We start from the raw sequence: 18,566 nt of genomic DNA on the forward strand, positions 1-18,566 counted from the left end.
CACCGCAGAACGAATTCTGCGGTGCTTTGCTGTGTTTCCGCCATATGCTGCCTTCATCCTCAGGCAAGCACTAGACGCTTTTAATTTTGAACAATCTGCTGATGGATCCCCCGTGTATGTTCGTACGAATCGCCTCAGCCAGCAAGGATGACACGGTTAGAACCTTCACATAATCGGGACATGGCTCCTGCAGAGGAATCGAATCCGTGATGATGAGCTCCGTGATGTTCTTGTGATTCAGACGCTGCAGCGCCGAGCCCGAGAATACCGGATGGGTCGCGCAGACATAGGAATCATGCGCTCCTCTTTCCTTCAGCCCCTCAACAACGTTCACGATGGTAGAACCGGTATCGATCAAATCCTCGATGATAATCGGAGTATGGCCTTCGACCTCGCCGATAACATGCGTAATGACCGACTCATTATGACTCGGACGTTTCTTAACCATAATGGCAAACGGATAATCCAAGTAGTTCGCCAATTTCTCCGCGGTTTCCGCGCGTCCCGCATCCGGCGAGACAATAATCGGGTTCACGATATTCTTCGATCGGATATACTCGCAGATCAGATCGAGCGCCGTTAGATGGTCGACTGGGATGTTGAAGAATCCTTGGATTGCAGAGGAGTGTAAGTCCAGTGTGATCACTCGGTTCGCACCGACGGTGGTGAGGACATCGGACAGCATTTTCGCTGAGATTGGCTCACGTGGAGCGCTTTTCCGTTCCTGCCTTGCATATCCGAAGTATGGAAGGATAATATTTATCGTTTTTGCAGAAGCCCTCTTGGCGGCATCAATCATAATGAGGAGCTCCACAAAATGCTCGTTAATGGGATGGGAAAAAGATTGGATCAAATATACATCACGGTTACGAATGCCTTCTTCATAATGCACATAGATCTCGCCGCTTTTGAAACGGGAGCGTTTCATCTTCCCTAAGGGCTGATCTAATTGCTGGCAAATTAGCTCCGCTAGCTCTGGATTCGAAGAACCCGTAAAGATAGCAATTTTGTCGTTCAACAGATTTTCCTCCTTCATTTCCGAGCAAAACCATTCTGCCGGATTTCACTACTCAAACACCATATGTATTCATTGTACACGCTATATGAATTCTGTCCAAGTTTTTATACTTTAATCGGACCGGCTGCGAACTTGTTTCCAAACGCGGTATATGCGGCAAACCCGCTATTCCCGCTGGTTTGATGGGAAGGCACGGTTTATGTCGAAAAATGTTCACAGATCACAAGCGAGTGTTTATATTATAATAGCCTATGTGTGTGTTTTGAGAACATCCACAACTAGACCTACTTATAATGGAGATTAATGATCATGCTATTACGACTGAAGCGCTTTTGGCCTTTATCCACCATGCTTGTTTTCCCTGTGCTCGGCATGCTGTACGCGATGTTTAACCAGCCGCTCGAAACCGTATACAGCCTAGAATCCGGATTCGACCGAGCCATACCGTATATCAAATACTTTTCCGTTCCGTATTCGATCTGGATTTTTTACATTTATGTGTGTCTCATCTATTTCTTTATCAAGGATCCGAAGTTCTACTACCGCTCACTTCTTACCTACACGTTATGTGCGTTAATCTGTTACGCGATCTACTCCGTCTTCCAGACGACGGTCGCGCGGCCTGTGCTCACGGGTGATGATGTATTTACCGCCGTAACGCGCTTTATCTATAATCGCGACCAGCCGTTCAACTGTTTCCCGAGCATTCATTGCTTCTCCAGTTATATGGTCATGAAGGCGTTGTTTACCAGCGGTTTCCGCAACAAGTGGAATCAAATTCTGATTTATGGCATGTCATCCCTGATCATCGTGTCGACCCTCTTCGTCAAGCAGCATGTCATTATCGATGTGCTGGGCGGTATACTGATCGTTGAAATCGTGTATCGCGGTATCGTTTATGCGGAGCGTACCTTCTTTAACCCCTCTGCATTGTCCAAAAAGAACCCCGTCAGCAAAAATGCGGACGCCTGATAAGGCGATCCGCTTTTTTTGTTTGCTTATTTATCCAAAATGACCGTCCCAGGCTCTCCACTTATGATCCGCCCTTAGGAAGGATGATGATTGAAATTGATAGGCGGACATCTGCGGCGTACGAAATAGCGAGACTCCATTATAGACAACTCCGCAGCCGTTGACGAATCCGTACCGGTTGGTTCCGGTTCCGCCCTCCCGGACGAATGAGAAGTCGGCATCCGTCCCGATTATTCCGTAATTGATGCACCCTTGCTCCCAGGTGTATTTCGGATAACCTCCGTACTCCCCTATTCCTTTATCCAGATCAAGCTTATATGTAAGATGTATCGATTTCCCATTGGCCGTGTAATGAAGGGCTAGAAGGTCGTTCTCAGGTGAAAGCTGGCTAATCTGCACACGGTCTCGAATCGGTATCACGCTATTAGCGAGTGCATAGGGAGTCAGCACGGTTACGAAACAATTCATCGAACCTTGAGTCACGCGGCGGGTGTCCAGCTCGTAGACCATCTCACTATCCGCGTAGCAGCGTTTGATTGTTTCCTGACCGTTACGGCGGGTGCTGCCTGGAAACTCAATGAGCAGCGCAAGTTCGGTTCGATTCGCGAGCGGATTCGCATCACCTGGACCCTTATGAATCTGCTGAACCTGACCCACATAGTGGCGATCGCCCGATTCCAACACGGTACCTGGATGCCATAAATTTAAGGTACTCAGCACTTTATCGCCCTGTGACTGGGTCCAGTCCACTAGGATGAATATGCCTTCCTCCTTTAAATAGGTAATCGCGCGGTCCCATGTGACATTGTGAAAAGGCTCCCGCATACGGGTACGGCTGTAGTCCAGCTCGCCATAGGACTGAAAATGAAGCTTCTCCGTGGAGACACGCTTATAGGTACCATCATCGTGGATGAAATCGAAGACGGAGCCGTCCCCATCCGGGACGCCATCCCGAAAGACGAGACGATTGTGATAAATATCCGCACGATACCGACCGTTGGGCGCTCCGTCCCGGTACCCGCCGTCATGCAGAAGGATTTGCTGCTGCTTGGCAAAGAAAACGATTGAATTCTCATCCGCGTGCCCATGGTGAGCCTTCTCCGCGGGAGCATTGATCGTGCGCCGCAAATATTCTCTGGGAATGTACGCGTAGTCACCCTCATCGCGATAATTCAACAGCATGTAGGTTGAATCGTCCTCCCAGCCATCGCGGAAGGCAAGCTTCTTCCCGATGACGTCCTCCAGCAGCTCTTCGCTCTGCCAGCTTGGCTTAACGGATTCCAGCTCATCATCCGACCAGAGATAGGCGTTGGAGAAATAGGCGGCGAGATAGACCGAGGGCGGCCCTTCCTCATGAGCAAGAAAGTACTCGTGAATTTTGCGGGCGGCATACTTCATATGTCCGCATTGATAGTAAGACGCCCCCTTCTCCAAGCAGGCCAGCCATAGATACCAATAGGAATTGTAGTTGGAATCACCAAAGTCCGGCAGTTGACCGAAGGGTGCTAGAGCATGCGTGATGTAATCAAAATAATACTTCGTCTGCGGCTTCGCGAAGTAATCGTTCTCCCGGCCGGTCTGCTCGGCGTAGGCAATGCAGGAGGACAGCCATAAGGGCAAGTACAGCTCAGCGTCTTCAATCGACCATCCGCCGTATGATTCTTCTGCCAAATAATCACGCAGCTTCGCCCACTCCCGCGTCTCCTCCGTATCCCCAAGCGCCGAGATGGCCAATGACATCGTGTAGACGCGAAGCATGGATCGGTTATGTGCTCCCCACTCCGGGTAATGGATCATCGCTTGTACGCTGCTTCGGATCGATCCTTCAATTTGCCGCTTATCTTCCGGCGATAGAAGCGCTGAATCCTTCATAAACAGGTAGCCTTGAATATAATGCGTACCCTGAAAGAGCGGCTCGAAGGACGTAACCCCATGGGTATATTCAACATGGCGCTCCTTGATGAAATCAGGCACAATGTCCTTGAATGACTCGACGGACAGAAGGATCCGTCTTGCATGTTGACCATACTCTTCCTCGCCGGTCACATGATAGAGGAACCCTTCAGTTTGTGCGAGAATAGGAATATTTCCCGGCGGGGCATACATGCCTAGGAACTGATCCGGTCGAAACGACTGGCGCCATTGCTCGATACCCGCTTCATAATGAGTCCTCCCTTCAAGAACCGCCGCTTTAATATAAGCTAAATAGGTTTGTTTGTTCATATCTTCTCTCCTCCTCCAATTCATTTCCCATTCGAATGAGTTTGCACAATCAATAGAAGAGAAGACCGCTGAGCATTCAGCGGTCTAATCGTTTATTCAGGCTGGAAGTTAATGTTGTTATAAATTTCAGTCAATTCCTTATCGTATTCTTCGCCGCCGAGCTTCTTCCAGCCTGCGATCATGGCATCGTATTCTTTGTCAGGATCGGAGGATACGATGATTTTCGTGATCGACTCATTGATGAATTTCGCAATGGCATCCTGATTCTTCTGTGCGAACGGTCTTGGCTCCGATAGAATCACATGCTTCGGCGTGTACGTTTCGAAAATCTTCCACCAGTTTATTATAGTCGTTGCGTAGTATTCAGGATCGAATACCTGCTGCTTAACTGCATTATTCTTAAGCTGCTCATAGGTCGATTTTGGCTGCCCCTGCTGAATAAGGGATAGATCCCCGGGACCTGCGTACCATCCCACCTCTTTAGCGGTCTTATCCGGATCGATATTCTCCCACGAGCCATCGGCAGCCTTCTGGCGATGGACGCCTTCAATGCCGGATTGCATCGTCAGAATAACATCGGGATCAGCCATCCAGTTCAAATATTTCACCGCCGCGATCGCCTGCTCTTCTTTACTTGCCTTCGGAACCATGATCAGCATCCCGTAGTCAGCCGAGCCTGCCGCATACCGCTTGCCATTCGGACCGATAAGCGGCTCCACCGGTACCCATCTGGCTTCCGGAACCGCCCCTCTCGACGAATCCGTCGAGGCTAAGCTCGAATCATTGTTCTCCATGAAGCCAGCTACGCCTTGTGCAATATACTGGTTAAACTGCTGATTGTTCACATCCGTGCCAAATTCCCTTGGGATTAAGCCTTCCTTATACAGCTTATTCAAAAACTTGAACATATCGCGTCCGCCCGGTGAGGCAATATTCGATACAAACTTGCCGTCGAGCCAGACCCCGCCATACATATCCGTGCCGTTGCCCACCAACTGCGGACTAATACCGAATGCACCGGAGAGGTTATACATGAATGCTTTGCCGATTGCCGGGAACGCATATGGAACGACCTTGTCCTTGCCCACATTGCCCGGATCCTTCTCTTTGAACGCTTTCAGAACCGTATACAGCTCATCGGCCGTGGTCGGCGCTTTCATATTGAGCTTATCCAGCCAGTCTTGACGGATTTTGATCGTCGGACCTCCGAATGGATTCGCTCGAATGGCCGGTATCGCATATCTCTTCCCTTTGTACGTACCTGCCAGGTCAAGCGCCTTCTGATTGTTAGCCTTGATTTGCGGGCCGTACTTCTCCAGCAGCTCATCCAGCTCCCAGAGACCGCCCTGCTCGGCATATTTAAACAGCGTATTGGTATCGTAGGAGTAGATAATATCCGGCGCTTCGCCGGAGGCCAGCCAGACGTTGAGCTTGCTCTCCGCTTCACCGCGCGGAACGGCAACCATCTCAAGATCGATCCCCAGCGGCTTCACTTGCTCCTGAGCCCATTTGACGATTGGGGCTTCCGTCAGCTTCATTCCTTCCGGCGTATTCCCACGATCATAAATCATAACCCGGAGTTTCACTTGCTTGACCGGCTCTTCGTTTCCTGATCCGCCTTGGTCTCCTGTTGACGGCTTGTTCGTGCTTCCCCCGGCATTTCCCGATTCTTTGTTGTTCGAGCTGCAGCCGGCCAGAAGCAGCGAGAAGGTGAGGATAATCGCCATCATGAACTTGACCCCATTATTACGTATTACCACATTCGTTCCTCCCTCGGTTTTCGTTTACAGGAATCTATATACGGGACAGCCGCCTTACTGCCAGCGGCCATCCGGTCCTGTCATGGTTCACACCAGCACCTGTACCACCACTTCATTACCCTTTTACAGAACCGAGAAATGATCCTTTGACAAAATATTTTTGCAGGAAGGGATACACGATGAGAATAGGCACGGTTGCAAAAACAGCGGTTGCTGCCTTCAACGACTCCTCGATCACCTGCAGCTTACCCTCCTGCTGCATGACCTCCAGCGAAGTATCCAGTTGGGATAGCAGTAAGATGTTCCGCAATCGAACCTGCAGCGTATAGAGGTCTGGATTATCGATCATGATGACAGCGCCCATGTAGCTGTTCCAATGTCCTACCGCGTAGAATAATCCGATCGTGGCCATTACCGCACCGGAGAGCGGAAGCACGATTCGCAGCAAGTAGCGGGTGTTTCCGCAGCCGTCAATAATCGCCGCTTCCCGTAATTCTTCAGGCATATTCTGAAAGAATGACTTCATAATGATGACATTGAATGCGCTGATCGCACCAGGAATCATAATGGCCCACAGCGTATTAAGCATGCCAAGGTTCTTAACGAGCAGATAGCCGGGAATCAAGCCTCCGCCGAACATCATCGTGAAGATCATATAATTCAAGAAATATTTGCGTCCGACCAAATCCCGTCGTGACAGCGGATACGCCATTAGAATGGTGAAGATCATATTAATGGCTGTTCCTACCAATGTAACGAAGATCGTCACAGCCATGGCGCGAATGACATTATCGTCCCAGAAGACGGATTTCATGGCATCCAGCTGGAACTCAACCGGCCACAGTACAACCTTCCCGGCTTGGATGGCATGACTGCTGCTGAACGCATTCGCAAATGTATTGACGAAAGGGAAGATGCAGATGAAGGCAATCAAAGCGATTAGCGTGTAATTGATGACATGAAAGGATGTATCCCAGAGTGAGTATCGCCGTCTCCGGATAAGTCTTCCACGTGTGGGGTTCTGTTCTGACATAGGCTCACTCCTAAAAGTTTTGTGGAGCTATACTTCATGGAATTCACATCGCAACAAAACTTGCTTCGGAAGCATCTACTTCGTTTTGTGGAGTTATACTTCATGGAATTCACATCGCAACAAAACTTGCTTCGGAAGCATCTACTCCGTTTTGTGGAGCTATACTTCATGGAATTCGCTGCTTACCAAATGCCTTCCCGGCCCATTTTATTAGCGGCATAATTTGCGCCAATGATCAGAAGGAGATTGACAACCGACTGCACCATGCCGATTGCCGTCGTCAGTCCGAAGCCGCCCTGCCGAATGCCCAAGTCGTAGATATACGTGCTCAGAACGTCTGCGACGTCCATGACCAGCGGGTTCATCAGTGCATAGGGCTGCTCGAAGCCGATTGACACCATATGGCCGATATTGAGAATAAGCAGGATCACGATCGTCGGCATAATGCCGGGAATCGTGATATTCACGATCTTCTTCCATCTGCCCGCCCCATCGATGGATGCGGCTTCGTACAAATGCGGATCCAGCGTCGTCATGGCCGCCAGATAGATAATGGTCCCCCATCCGACACCGGCCCATATGCCGGAGCTGATAAACACGGTGACCCACCAGCTGTTATTCGCCATGAAGTAAATCGGGTCCAAGCCGATCCATTGAAGAATGAGGTTCACGATGCCGAATTTCGGTGACAGCAGGGCATAGATCATGCCGCCCATCAGCACCCAGGACATGAAGTGCGGTAAGTACAACAAGGACTGCGTGATCCGTTTGAAATATTTGTTGCCTACCTCGTTAAGCATAATGGCGAGGATGATCGGCGCCGGGAAGCCTACAACAAGGCCCAGCACGTTGAGCATCAGCGTATTGCGGATGATCTTATAGAAGTCCGGCAGCTGGACCATTTCCTTGAAATAAGCGAAGTTGTTCCAAGGACTATCGAGCACGCCTCTGAAGATGTTGTAATCCTTGAATGCAATTAACAGGCCGAACATGGGGATATACGAGAAGATGAAGAAATAGATAATGCCGGGCGACAGACACACATATAAGTCCCAATTTTTACGGATCCTTTTCCACATCGTACGATCGCGTTTTGCTTCCAGGTCCAGGTCCATGGTCACCAAAGGGGCTGCTTTTGTTTGCGCTTTCATCAACTCACTGCTTTCCTTGTGGAATAAACTAATTGTAGCCTGAGATGTAAGCGTTTTACATGCGTGGATTTTTACATTTTATTAGTTTTCTTGACCTAGATTCGCTGCATGACCCGCAGGGCATCATCCAGATCGGCGAGCAGCGAATCCGTATTTTCTAGTCCGATCGAAAGCCTCACCAGTCCTTGCGGGATGCCGGTTCGCGCCGACGCATCCTCGTCGAGCCACAGCCCCGGCGTGTTAATTAAGCTCTCGAACCCGCCCCAGCTCGGCCCTTCCTCGAACAGCTTCAACGATTTCATGAAGCCCATGATTTGCTCCCGGTTCCCCTTCGGCACGAAGCTGAACAGACCCGAATACCCTGTCATTTGTCTGCGCCCCAGCTCATATTGCGGGTGGCTCGCAAGACCAGGATAATATACGCGCTGCACCATCGGATGCAATTCCAGGAAAGCCGCTGCTTTCATGGCGCTTTCCTGATGCTGCCGCATGCGGACGGGCAGCGTGCGCAATCCTCGAATGAGCAGCCATGCCTGATGCGGGTCCATTGCAGCTCCGAACATCCCTCTCTCCCGATGCGAGATTTCTTCCATGACCGATTTGCGGCCGATCATCACCCCGGCTAGAATGTCGCTATGGCCGCCCATATATTTGGTAGCCGAGTGCACCACGATGTCGATCCCCAATGCGATCGGATTCTGGTACAGCGGGGTTGCCCATGTGTTGTCGACGATCGTCACGATCCCCTTCGCCCTCGCTATGTCCGCAATGGCTTGTAAATCCTGCAGCGTGAATAGATTCGACAGAGGCGTCTCCAGATAAATCGCCTTCGTGCTTGGACGCAGCGCCTGCTCGATCTCACTCGTGCTTTCCCCGGAGACGAATGTCGTCTCGACGCCGAACTTCGACATGTAGCTTTCCAGAAACGCCTTCGTCGGTGCGTACACATTAGCCGGACAGATGATGTGGCTGTCTTTGTCCAGCACGCTCATCAACGCTGCTGTAATTGCCGCCATCCCGGATGAGAAGCACCGCGCTTCCTCCCCTTCCTCCAGAGCCGCAATCTTCTTCTCCGCTATCTCGGTCGTCGGATTGGAGACACGGGTGTAGGTATACCCATGATTCATGGTCTTTCGCGTAAACAGCGTATTCTGGAATATGGGCGGAACGATTGCGCCCAGATAACGATCATAATCATCGCCATAATGCGTGCAAATGTCTTCCTTCGTTAAGCTGCGTTGTAATTCATCCATCTGATTGCCTCCCATTGCCGATTCAAGCTCATTTCACCTTTCCATCGCATCCTATAAAGAAAAAGGCGCCCGTTATGATGACGGGTCACCTTCACATTCCATCCCAGCTTACTGCTTCTCCAAATTCCCAAAACGATGTACGGCCCTGAAGGTGGTGCTTCTGCCGTTACGACGTACCAGGACGCCCCAGCGCAACAAATCAAGCCGGTGCTCGTAACCTCTGAACAAATACACACTCGTTCCTGGGCAACCCTCCATCTGTAGAGTCAGCGTCTTGCCCGGCAGAACCCAGCTTACTTCAAAGTCCTCGTCGGTATCGCATCGGCTGACCTCCTGCATGAGCTGATAGCCGTCCGCATCGCCCGGCTGTTCAGACTTCTCGAAGACCAGATTCGATTGCACCTCTCCCGAGCAATGGAACAACCAATCGATCACATGATCTTCCGGCTGCTCGCCAGAAGCTTTCACCTCGAATTCATCCTCGAGCCGATCCGGGAATAATTGAAGCCGGCGGGCAAAGTCTACTCCCGGGTAGACATCCGCAGCGGACGCGGAGCAGCAGTTGCGCTCCTGATCGAACGCGAGCATCTGACCTGTCGGCCGGTTAGGCTGGGTGTGCTTATCCACCATAACCGAGTTATGGGCGACCGTCTTGCGCTGCCATTCCCGGAATAGATCCGAACCGTAACCGCTGTTCGATATATCGCGGGAAATTACCTCATCTCGCAGAAACAGTTCGATATTCATCATATCCGCATGCGAATGGCCGCGAAGAACGAATCCGTATTTGAGAAACACAGCCGCCTCCCCGCACTGCAGCAGTCCGAAATAAATATCGGGGTCATATCTGGACTTCCCATCCGGAAGTCCCGGATCGAGCTGACTGTCTTCGAAAGTCTCTTTACTCCAATCCCGTCCGAACAGCAGCCGATCAATGCCCCCGATACTCTCCGGGCGGTTGTAGCAATGAGCCAGCGCGTAACGGAAGGGTGCCTCGTCATGGATATGTCTAATCCATTCATATTGATGCGCATAGCTGTCGAAGGTCAGCAGCGGCCAGCCATCGTTCGGATTCGGGAACTCGCCGTTCCGGAATGCATATTTGACCGGATATCGGTACATGCGGAGCAGCGCATCCTCCATCTCGGGAAACGCATACCCGTATCGTTTGCAGAAGGCGAGGTAGTAGGTGAGTCCGTTCGCATTGTAGAAATGATAATGGAAGGATGCCTCATACCAGAAGCCTTCCGGCAGCAAGCCGTCAGAGAGCTTCTTCTTAATTCCGTATTCCCCTTCAGCGGCGCGCTCGCACCATATTCGCTCGTTGAAGAACAGCCCGATCATGCCGGCGGCGGCTTTCATCCAGATGATAATATTCGGCGTGCAGCCGACCTTCTCGATGAGAAACGCCGCCTCCGGCAAGAAGAATTGATGCTTGTAAGTGTCCAGCTCTTCCGCGGTCAGCTCATCCTTGACGAGCTCAAGACCCTTCAGCATGGAAATCACAGCTACAGCGTCGGTCAAGTCGGTTCCCGAGAACATCCCTTCCTGACCCGGCGGCGTCCGGACGAGGAATGTACCGTAATGTTTACAATAGAAGGCCATGACTTTACGAATGAAGGCCAGATAAGACGGATCTCCGTACAATTGGTATAGAACCGCCGCATGAAACACCTGGGAGCTGACTGTCGATCTATAGCTATAACACCACGCATCATCCACTTCCTGGGCGACACGCAATTGGCCGCAGCCGCTGCACCGGTGTTCGCTGGGTTTAGCCGCATCGAAGATCAACGATGCAAAGCACTTATCGCAGAAGTAGTGATGTCCCCAGCCGGCGACTCTGGCAGCGTCATCCTCATAGTGGGCAACCCACCAGTCGGTCTGCGACTTGATCGTATCCACGATTTGCTTTGCCCATGAATGCGCTTTAATTTTGTCGCGTATTGCCGGCCAATCCTCCACCAAACGCATCGTATCGTACATTCGCGCCCTTGCTCCCTTCGCTTTGCCGTTATATCTTCTGCGGATGCTTCAAGCTCTCCACCAGCATCAACAGCGTCATCGCCTGACCGTAAGGCATCGGACAGACCGAGATCCCCTTGTAATACTGCAGGGTGTCTCCAACGCAAGTGCCATAGGATACGTTCTGAACCATGCCGTCATCGTCAATGCGGCTTACGACCGCTTGAAGAGCCTTCCAGCCGCATGCCCGGAAGGAATCCGGCAAGTAGCCTTTGCGGACCGCCTTAAGGATTCCATAAGCAAAGCCGGCCGTTGCCGAGCTCTCCACATAGGAATCGGGATCATCCAGCAGCGTTCGCCACATGCCCTCTTCTGTCTGCAGGTTTACCAGGGCTTCCGCCTGACGTTCCAGAGATGTAAGCAGGAACCGCCTAACGCCATCCGGGACAGGCACGATATCCAAGTAATCGATCAACCCCGCCGTATACCAGGCATTGCCCCGGCCCCAGCGCGCGCCGGCAAAATGATGGTTTCCGAGAAAAGTCCAACCGTGAAAGAATAAGCCCGTCTTAACATCGGTCAAATATTTGAGATGAACCAAAAACTGATGGATGCTCTCCTGTACATATTCATCCTTGCGAAGCAGCACGCCCATCCGGCCGAGAAACAAAACGGACATATACAGCGTGTCATCCCACAATTGTCCCTCATTCGCGCTGCTTACCGTCAAATGGGAGATTCCGCCTTCAGGCGTGCGCGGCATCTCTTCATAGACATACTTGACCCACTCCAGGCAAATTTCGAGGTAATCAGGCCGGTTCAGCTCTTCGTACAGATAACTCATGGTCAGCAGGGGACACATCGTATTGACGTTCTTCCCCGGCAATCCCTTCTCGATCTGCCGGTCAAACCAGCTTGTCAGATTGTCCAGTATATCCTTGTTACCTGTTTCCTTATAGTACAAATACATGGCGAACAAGCCCACGCCCTGCGACCAATCCCATACATCCATCGAAATGATGCTGTCCTTGACGTTCTCCTTGATGGTTGGTTTCAGATTCTCCATAGCCTGCAATACTTTTGCGATTGCGTCCTCGGTATCCGCTGTGCTCATTGCGCCTAACATACAGATGACTCCTTCCTTCGTCTGGGTTGGTTTTTATTTTACAAGAATGACAAAGGTTTTCTATTGGAGTTTCTTGCTTTTATATTAGCTATTTTGACGAACGAGTCGCGAGACTCCACTTGCCAGGCGGTCGGCCCCAAGATGGCCTAACCTTGACCGTGCTCGCCATCCAAGAGGGGCAGCCGGATTTGAACCGTCGTTCCGACGCCGGATTTGCTTCGTATGGTTAATCCATATTTCTCCCCATATAAGATTGTTGCGCGCTTGTGCACGCTTATTATGCCTACATTCGTATGCTTGTTCGTGTCGTCCATGGAGCCATAACGCTCGGGGTTGAGCAAGCGCTGCACCAGCTCCGCTTCCATCCCGATGCCATTATCCGTTACTTCAATGATCAGATCCCCCTCCTCGGAGCGGCAGACGATATGGATCACACCCTTGCCGGGCTTCGCTTCGATTCCATGTATAATCGCGTTCTCGACCAGCGGCTGAAGAATGAATTTCGGTACGCGGCAGCCCATCAGATGATCGTCAAGCTGGTACACGACTTCGATTTTTTCGCCATAGATCATTTTGTGGATCGATAAGTAATTTTGAATAAACGAGATTTCTTCTTGGAGTGTGAGCACATCGCCCTTCTTGCCAATGCTCTCCCGAAGCAGCTTGCCAAGCAGGTAAATCATTTCGCCGATCTCATCTTCCCCTTTGATCTTGGCCATGCTGTACACCGATTCCAGCGTGTTATATAAGAAATGCGGATTCATCTGAGCCTGCAGCGCTTTGTATTCGAATTGGAGGGTCCGATACTCCGCTTTCTGCTTCAACAACTTCTCCCGGTAGACAGAGTTGAACAGGTCGTTTATCTTCTCCGCCATCGAATTGAATTTGGCCGCCAGCAGCCCCACCTCATCGCGGCTCTTCGGTACGATGACATGATGATTGAAGTCGAGCGAGAAGCTGGACATGCTCTGCAGCAGCAAGCGGATATTCGCGGTAATGTTCTTGGAAATGAATACAGCCATCAGGAAGGCGATCAACAGCGATACCAATATGGTACTGATCGTCCAATACGTAATGCTCTCGGTATCGCGGGTCAGCTGCCGGACATCAATGATTTGGACGACTTTCCATTTATCATATAGCGTCGAGATGACCGTCGATATATAATGGCTGCCGTCGTACGTAAAGCTATTCTTCGACTCGCTGGCGAGATACAGCTTATTGTTCAAGAAATAACGCGCGACCTCGCTGCGCCGCACGGTAGGGGCGAACAGCTCATTGTTCTCGTTCAGAATAAGCACGTCGCCATCCATTAATTGATTGACGTTCGTCACGATGCTGCTGATGTAGCTGCTATCCAATCCGATCACGATCATGCCCACATATTTGGCCGTAGGAATGTCGAACATCGCACGAGCCATGAACAGCGTCCCGTTCTCCCCCTGAAACCACAGCGGCTTGCCGCGTTTTTGCTGAACCTCCCGGGCATCCAGCCGCTGCATCAGCTCTTTATTATAGTTCTGAATCGTTTTGCGCTGGACGGAATAAGGTTTGCCGTCCAAATCGATGATCATCACCGTCAAGAAATCCTCTTTGATGAACATGAGCTCGCTCATATAATCATTGATATATTTGTTGCGAAAATAGATAGCCTCTTCTGTCGTATCGGTCTGGCTCAAGCGCTCGCTCAAGCTGGAACTGCGAAACTGCTGGAATGCAATCTCCTCGATATCCTTCGTACGCTTGTCCAGATTGATTCCGATTTGTCCGATGAGATACTCGGAGAACTCCCCCGAATTGCGCTTAATGGCGCCGACGGAAACAAAGTAATTAACAACACTAATCATTAACACCGTTACAAGAATAATGGCGGTAAAGGAAATGAGAAATTTCGTGCGAAGCTTCATGTTTACCAAATAATTCTTGATCATTCGCATGGTTTCACCTACAGCTCTAGATCGTTCTAGTCATCAAAATGATGCAGATACTCGACCAGCATCAACAGCGTCATGGACTGTCCATAAGGCATCGGGCACTGCGGAATTTCCTTATAGAATTGAAGCGTGAGCCCCATTCGGGTACCGTACGAAACGCCATGCACGATCCCTTGAGCATCAATATGACGAACAACCGCATGAAGCGCTTGAATGCCCGCTTCCCGATAGGTCTCACTGATATAGCCCTTGCGCACCGCCTTCAGAATGCCGTAGGCAAAGCCGGCTGTCGCGGATGTTTCCTCGTAAGCTTCCGGATCGTCCAGAAGCGTTCGCCACATGCCGTTCTCACTCTGCAGCTCGCTCAGCTTGCGAGCCTGCTGCTCTAGGGAGGACAACAGGAACAGCTCGATTCCCAGCGGTAAATCAATAATATCGAGATAGTCAACCAGCCCAGCCATATACCACGCATTGCCGCGCCCCCAGAGCGCTTGGGCATAATTATCTTTGCGTACGAAGGACCATCCATGGAAGAACAGACCCGTCTTCGTATCCGTCAAATACTTCAGATGGATCAGAAACTGACGAATGCTCTCCTGCACATAATAATCCTTCTTCAGCAATATCCCCATCCGGCCCATAAACAGCACTGTCATATACAGCGTATCGTCCCGAAGCTCGCCTTCATTCGCACTATCGATCGTGACATGCGTAATGCCGAATTCGGGGGTTCTCGGCATTTCATCTGCAGCGTAGCTGGCCCACTCCTCGCAAATCTCCAAGTAGAGCGGCTTCCTCGTCTCTTCATACAGATAACTAAGCGTGAGCAGTGGGCACATCGTATTTACATTCTTCATCGGGAGGCCTTCCCGGATCCGGTTGTCGAACCACTCCGTTAAGTAGTGCAGAATCTCCCGATTGCCCGTTTCTTTGTAATAGTGATATAACGAGAATAGCCCAACCCCTTGAGACCAATCCCACTTGTTCATATTAATAATGCTGACCGGTGTATCCTCTTCAATCGAAATCGCGAGATTCTGCATGCTGGTAATGACCTTACCGATCAAGGATTCGATCTGCTCCCGTTGTAATCGAGCGGCTGCCATAGTCTTTCTCCTCCTTCTGCTTCCAGATGTAACCGCTCCTGCGATACTTAATCGCCACAGAGCGGCATATACATCTCACCTTAAGACAGAACGACAACGTAGGGTAGAAGGCAAATTAACGGTTATATTAGTTTTCTTTACTTCTATTCTTATACTCCTTCGGGGATATGCCCTCGACCTTCTTAAAGACTTGATAGAAATAGGCATACTCTTTATAACCGACCATCTCTCCGACCTCATTCACTTTATACCTCGGATCCTTGAGCAGCCGCTTCGCTGCTTCGATTCTTGCTTTATAGACCAAATCGACGAAGTTAATCCCAGTTTCGGTTCGCAGCAGGCGGCTCAAATAACTCGGACTCAAGCCGAAGTGATCGGCTACGATGGTCAGGCTTAAATTCTCCGAAAAGTGACTGTTAATATAGTCGATGGACTTTTTCACTACTAGACTGTATTGCTTGTCATTTCCCTCCAGCTTGGATTTGATATTCTTCACAAAAGATGCCAGGTAGTCGGAAGCCTCCTTCATGTTCGGCAGCCGGTAGACATCCTCCAATATTTCGTCAATGCTTTTGTTCAAGCCGAATTCGTCTCCGGTTGCACGAAAATAATAGCGTGCCGCAACGAGGCATACATCGGACAGAAGCCCCTTGGCAACCAGTATATTCCCTTCGCAATACACTTGGATTTGCTCTAGAAACTGCTCCAGATGAGCAATCATCTCTTCACTGGTAGCGTGCTCGAGCATCTGGTTAAATTGCTCCAAATCACGAATGATGGAGAACTTACCGACTTCGTAGGAATTAGAGCCAGCCTCCGGGAAGAGAACCGGCTCCTCCGTGCGGAAGAAGCTCGATTCCATCAATGCCGAGGCTTCTGCGAACGCTTGGCTAAGATCGGTCAGCTGCTTATATGACGAGCTCACCGCAATACAGCAGAGGAGCCCGTACCGCATTCGGACCAGCTCGATAAAGTCATGGCAGAAGTTCTGCAGCTTTATTCTCAGTTCGCGCGGCGTTAAGACCTTCGGGAACAGGCAAGCGAACACGAGCTCATCGCGATGATGAGATTCGATGAGGTCGAACTCACGCTTGGCTGCGGCTGTTTGTGCCATCTCGGTCAGATTCGCATGTATGCCTGGATTGATCCGGTTGCTATCGACACCCTGTACCGTGGCAAACGTCTGCTTCGAGCGAATAATCACGACTGCGCAGCGGGAGCACGAGAGGTTCAAATTAGTGAAGGCTGCATTCAGATCCGGCTCAAGTGAAGCGCTTCCACCAATGAGCTCGGAGATATACTTGCTTCTCAGCGACGGAAGCGAGCTTTGATGCCGCGCTTCCAGCATGGTGCAGGTCGCGGTCATCTGCTCCAGTTGAGTGATCTCCATCTGTTTGTTGCTGAGTTCTTCTACGGCAAGTCCGATCACTCTTTGCAGCTCATCGTTTCGGACCGGCTTCACAATGAAATCATAGACCCCCAGCCGAACCGCACGCTGCGCATATTCAAAGTCCTGATACCCCGTGATTAAGATTGTTTTAGACAACGGGAAGGTCTCATTCATATAGGCTGCCAGATCAAGACCGCTTAACCCGGGCATCTTAATATCCGTAATCAGAATATCTGGCTGATGTTCGAGGATGACCCGTTTGCCTTCGATACCGTCCTCAGCTTGGCCGACTACGACACAGTTCAGCCCGTTCCAATCAATCGTCTGCACGATGGATTGGCGGATAAGTGGCTTGTCATCAATGACAACTACGGTTCTTTTCATTCATGTCCTCCTCCATTTTCATGCTGTGCTGCTGCTGTTGTCACACAACCATTCCTAGAAGATTCCACAGAAAATGAGCCAACTCCTTTAATTCTTCCCGATTTGTAAAGCTAGAGAGATCGAATACCTATTGTAATATCCGGTCAAAAGACAACAAAAAAAGCCGTGCATCACACGACTTATGCAAACCCGCTATATTATCGTCACACCTAATCTCTCGGATAATCCACCCGCATGATGTCCATGAACGGAACCTTCGTCGTCACTTCATTCGATTGAATATGTACGCGTCCTGTGCGGGGATCCATTAGTACGATCTGTCCGCGTACCTGCTCGTCCTTGCCCCATACCGTCAGAACAATTTCGGAATTCTCCTGCTTCGCTTCACTCAATTGATTGCCAATCTCCTCCAACACGAACTCATCCCGCGTTGGCCGCTTTGCTACCTTTGCCTTAGCCACATTGATTCCTCCTGAATAATACCCCTTGTTTCCAAAAGCTGCTTCTCACTCTCGTGTATCTTCCTAGTAATCATTCTATTATACGTTAAATAACGAGACGGCGCACTTCGCATATTTCATTCCCAGGCTTTAACACATACTGCAATTCCGATAAAATAGCGAACGCCGTCACGCGGCTTCTCGAAGGTCACGCCCCGCTGATAGTAAATGTCCACCTCTTTGAAATCGACGAACAGCTCCGGGAATTGCTCGGCCGTTAACTGGTGGACATGGAAGGGCTCGCCGCTCGGTATCCCCCTCCCACGACCGAAAGGGCTCGAGAGAACAAGAATGCCCCCTGGCTTCAGCAGCTGATATAAATTATCCATCACGGCACGTTCATCTGCTACATGCTCAATCGTTTCGAAGCATAGAATCGTGTCGAACGTCCCAAGACGCTCTGGAAGTGTACGATCGGTAATATCCCCTTGCTGATAAGTGATCTTCTGATGATTATATTCGACATTCGCATAATCCAGCGTTTCGCTGTCCAGATCAACGGCCACGATCTCCGTCACTTCCCGCTTCCGCTCTTTAGCCGTCATATGGGAGCCATAGCCTGTCCCGCAGGCAATATCGAGTACTCTCCCCTTCACGTAAGGTGTCGCAAAATAGTATCGTGCAAGATGCTCCAGCAGCATCCCGTTCATCGGCTTGATCAGCTTCGGAATGATTCGTTCTCCCGTATATTCAAGCATGCAGCTCACCTCTTCGTCATAGCTTGCGATGGTTGTGCTATCATACCATGATG

Annotated in this window: 14 protein-coding genes; 1 reads left to right on the top strand and 13 read right to left on the bottom strand. The window is 50.5% G+C overall.

What is annotated here, in order from left to right; all coding sequences use genetic code 11:
- Positions 1-70 precede the first annotated feature (70 nt).
- Positions 71-1,036 carry a ribose-phosphate diphosphokinase gene (locus tag NNL21_RS02545; protein WP_373567516.1) on the bottom strand — a complete coding sequence of 322 codons (966 nt, stop codon included), beginning with the start codon at positions 1,034-1,036 and terminating at the stop codon, positions 71-73.
- A gap of 291 nt (positions 1,037-1,327) precedes the next feature.
- On the opposite strand from NNL21_RS02545, the gene NNL21_RS02550 reads away from it, so the two are divergent.
- Positions 1,328-1,990 (top strand): phosphatase PAP2 family protein, encoded by a 663-nt coding sequence (locus NNL21_RS02550; protein ID WP_204815878.1) that lies wholly within the window; start codon positions 1,328-1,330, stop codon positions 1,988-1,990.
- A gap of 30 nt (positions 1,991-2,020) precedes the next feature.
- Here the strand turns inward: NNL21_RS02550 and NNL21_RS02555 are convergent, their stop codons facing one another.
- From NNL21_RS02555 to NNL21_RS02610, 12 genes are all read right to left on the bottom strand, one after another.
- Positions 2,021-4,213, bottom strand: coding sequence for a heparinase II/III family protein (locus NNL21_RS02555; protein WP_204815879.1), 2,193 nt, complete (start codon positions 4,211-4,213; stop codon positions 2,021-2,023).
- A 92-nt stretch (positions 4,214-4,305) separates the two neighbouring features.
- The gene (locus NNL21_RS02560) at positions 4,306-5,973 is read right to left on the bottom strand and encodes a type 2 periplasmic-binding domain-containing protein (RefSeq protein ID WP_204815880.1); all 1,668 of its coding nucleotides are present in this window, start codon (positions 5,971-5,973) and stop codon (positions 4,306-4,308) included.
- Positions 5,974-6,088: 115 nt separating this feature from the next.
- Positions 6,089-7,006 (bottom strand): carbohydrate ABC transporter permease, encoded by a 918-nt coding sequence (locus NNL21_RS02565; protein WP_204815881.1) that lies wholly within the window; start codon positions 7,004-7,006, stop codon positions 6,089-6,091.
- A 182-nt stretch (positions 7,007-7,188) separates the two neighbouring features.
- Complete coding sequence (locus NNL21_RS02570; protein WP_256555021.1) at positions 7,189-8,157, bottom strand: ABC transporter permease; 969 nt, start codon at positions 8,155-8,157, stop codon at positions 7,189-7,191.
- Positions 8,158-8,252: 95 nt separating this feature from the next.
- Positions 8,253-9,410 (bottom strand): trans-sulfuration enzyme family protein, encoded by a 1,158-nt coding sequence (locus NNL21_RS02575; RefSeq protein WP_204815882.1) that lies wholly within the window; start codon positions 9,408-9,410, stop codon positions 8,253-8,255.
- A gap of 108 nt (positions 9,411-9,518) precedes the next feature.
- A complete protein-coding gene (locus NNL21_RS02580) occupies positions 9,519-11,396 on the bottom strand; it encodes a heparinase II/III domain-containing protein (RefSeq protein WP_204815883.1) in 1,878 nt (625 codons plus the stop codon).
- A 28-nt stretch (positions 11,397-11,424) separates the two neighbouring features.
- On the bottom strand, positions 11,425-12,501 hold the full coding sequence (gene bglB, locus NNL21_RS02585; RefSeq protein WP_204815884.1) for a beta-galactosidase BglB: 1,077 nt from the start codon (positions 12,499-12,501) through the stop codon (positions 11,425-11,427).
- A gap of 146 nt (positions 12,502-12,647) precedes the next feature.
- Positions 12,648-14,432, bottom strand: a complete 1,785-nt coding sequence (locus tag NNL21_RS02590; protein WP_204815885.1) for a sensor histidine kinase — start codon at positions 14,430-14,432, stop codon at positions 12,648-12,650.
- A 32-nt stretch (positions 14,433-14,464) separates the two neighbouring features.
- The gene (locus tag NNL21_RS02595; protein WP_204815886.1) at positions 14,465-15,541 is read right to left on the bottom strand and encodes a glycoside hydrolase family 88/105 protein; all 1,077 of its coding nucleotides are present in this window, start codon (positions 15,539-15,541) and stop codon (positions 14,465-14,467) included.
- Positions 15,542-15,668: 127 nt separating this feature from the next.
- A complete protein-coding gene (locus NNL21_RS02600) occupies positions 15,669-17,315 on the bottom strand; it encodes a response regulator transcription factor (protein ID WP_204815887.1) in 1,647 nt (548 codons plus the stop codon).
- A 209-nt stretch (positions 17,316-17,524) separates the two neighbouring features.
- Positions 17,525-17,776 carry a YolD-like family protein gene (locus NNL21_RS02605; RefSeq protein ID WP_204815888.1) on the bottom strand — a complete coding sequence of 84 codons (252 nt, stop codon included), beginning with the start codon at positions 17,774-17,776 and terminating at the stop codon, positions 17,525-17,527.
- Between the two features lie 116 nt (positions 17,777-17,892).
- On the bottom strand, positions 17,893-18,513 hold the full coding sequence (locus NNL21_RS02610) for a class I SAM-dependent methyltransferase (protein WP_204815889.1): 621 nt from the start codon (positions 18,511-18,513) through the stop codon (positions 17,893-17,895).
- Positions 18,514-18,566: the final 53 nt, after the last annotated feature.

Origin of the sequence: Paenibacillus mendelii (assembly GCF_024498075.1) — a bacterium.
Taxonomy (GTDB): domain Bacteria; phylum Bacillota; class Bacilli; order Paenibacillales; family Paenibacillaceae; genus Paenibacillus_Z; species Paenibacillus_Z mendelii.

What these genes read in the sequence shown, in the direction of transcription:
- NNL21_RS02550 (WP_204815878.1), top strand. Translation starts at nt 1,328, where the DNA reads ATGCTATTACGACTGAAGCGCTTTTGGCCTTTATCCACCATGCTTGTT.
- NNL21_RS02555 (WP_204815879.1), bottom strand. Translation starts at nt 4,213, where the DNA reads ATGAACAAACAAACCTATTTAGCTTATATTAAAGCGGCGGTTCTTGAA.
- NNL21_RS02610 (WP_204815889.1), bottom strand. Translation starts at nt 18,513, where the DNA reads ATGCTTGAATATACGGGAGAACGAATCATTCCGAAGCTGATCAAGCCG.
- NNL21_RS02570 (WP_256555021.1), bottom strand. Translation starts at nt 8,157, where the DNA reads ATGAAAGCGCAAACAAAAGCAGCCCCTTTGGTGACCATGGACCTGGAC.
- NNL21_RS02575 (WP_204815882.1), bottom strand. Translation starts at nt 9,410, where the DNA reads ATGGATGAATTACAACGCAGCTTAACGAAGGAAGACATTTGCACGCAT.
- NNL21_RS02545 (WP_373567516.1), bottom strand. Translation starts at nt 1,036, where the DNA reads ATGAAGGAGGAAAATCTGTTGAACGACAAAATTGCTATCTTTACGGGT.
- NNL21_RS02600 (WP_204815887.1), bottom strand. Translation starts at nt 17,315, where the DNA reads ATGAAAAGAACCGTAGTTGTCATTGATGACAAGCCACTTATCCGCCAA.
- bglB (WP_204815884.1), bottom strand. Translation starts at nt 12,501, where the DNA reads ATGTTAGGCGCAATGAGCACAGCGGATACCGAGGACGCAATCGCAAAA.
- NNL21_RS02580 (WP_204815883.1), bottom strand. Translation starts at nt 11,396, where the DNA reads ATGTACGATACGATGCGTTTGGTGGAGGATTGGCCGGCAATACGCGAC.
- NNL21_RS02565 (WP_204815881.1), bottom strand. Translation starts at nt 7,006, where the DNA reads ATGTCAGAACAGAACCCCACACGTGGAAGACTTATCCGGAGACGGCGA.
- NNL21_RS02590 (WP_204815885.1), bottom strand. Translation starts at nt 14,432, where the DNA reads ATGATCAAGAATTATTTGGTAAACATGAAGCTTCGCACGAAATTTCTC.
- NNL21_RS02595 (WP_204815886.1), bottom strand. Translation starts at nt 15,541, where the DNA reads ATGGCAGCCGCTCGATTACAACGGGAGCAGATCGAATCCTTGATCGGT.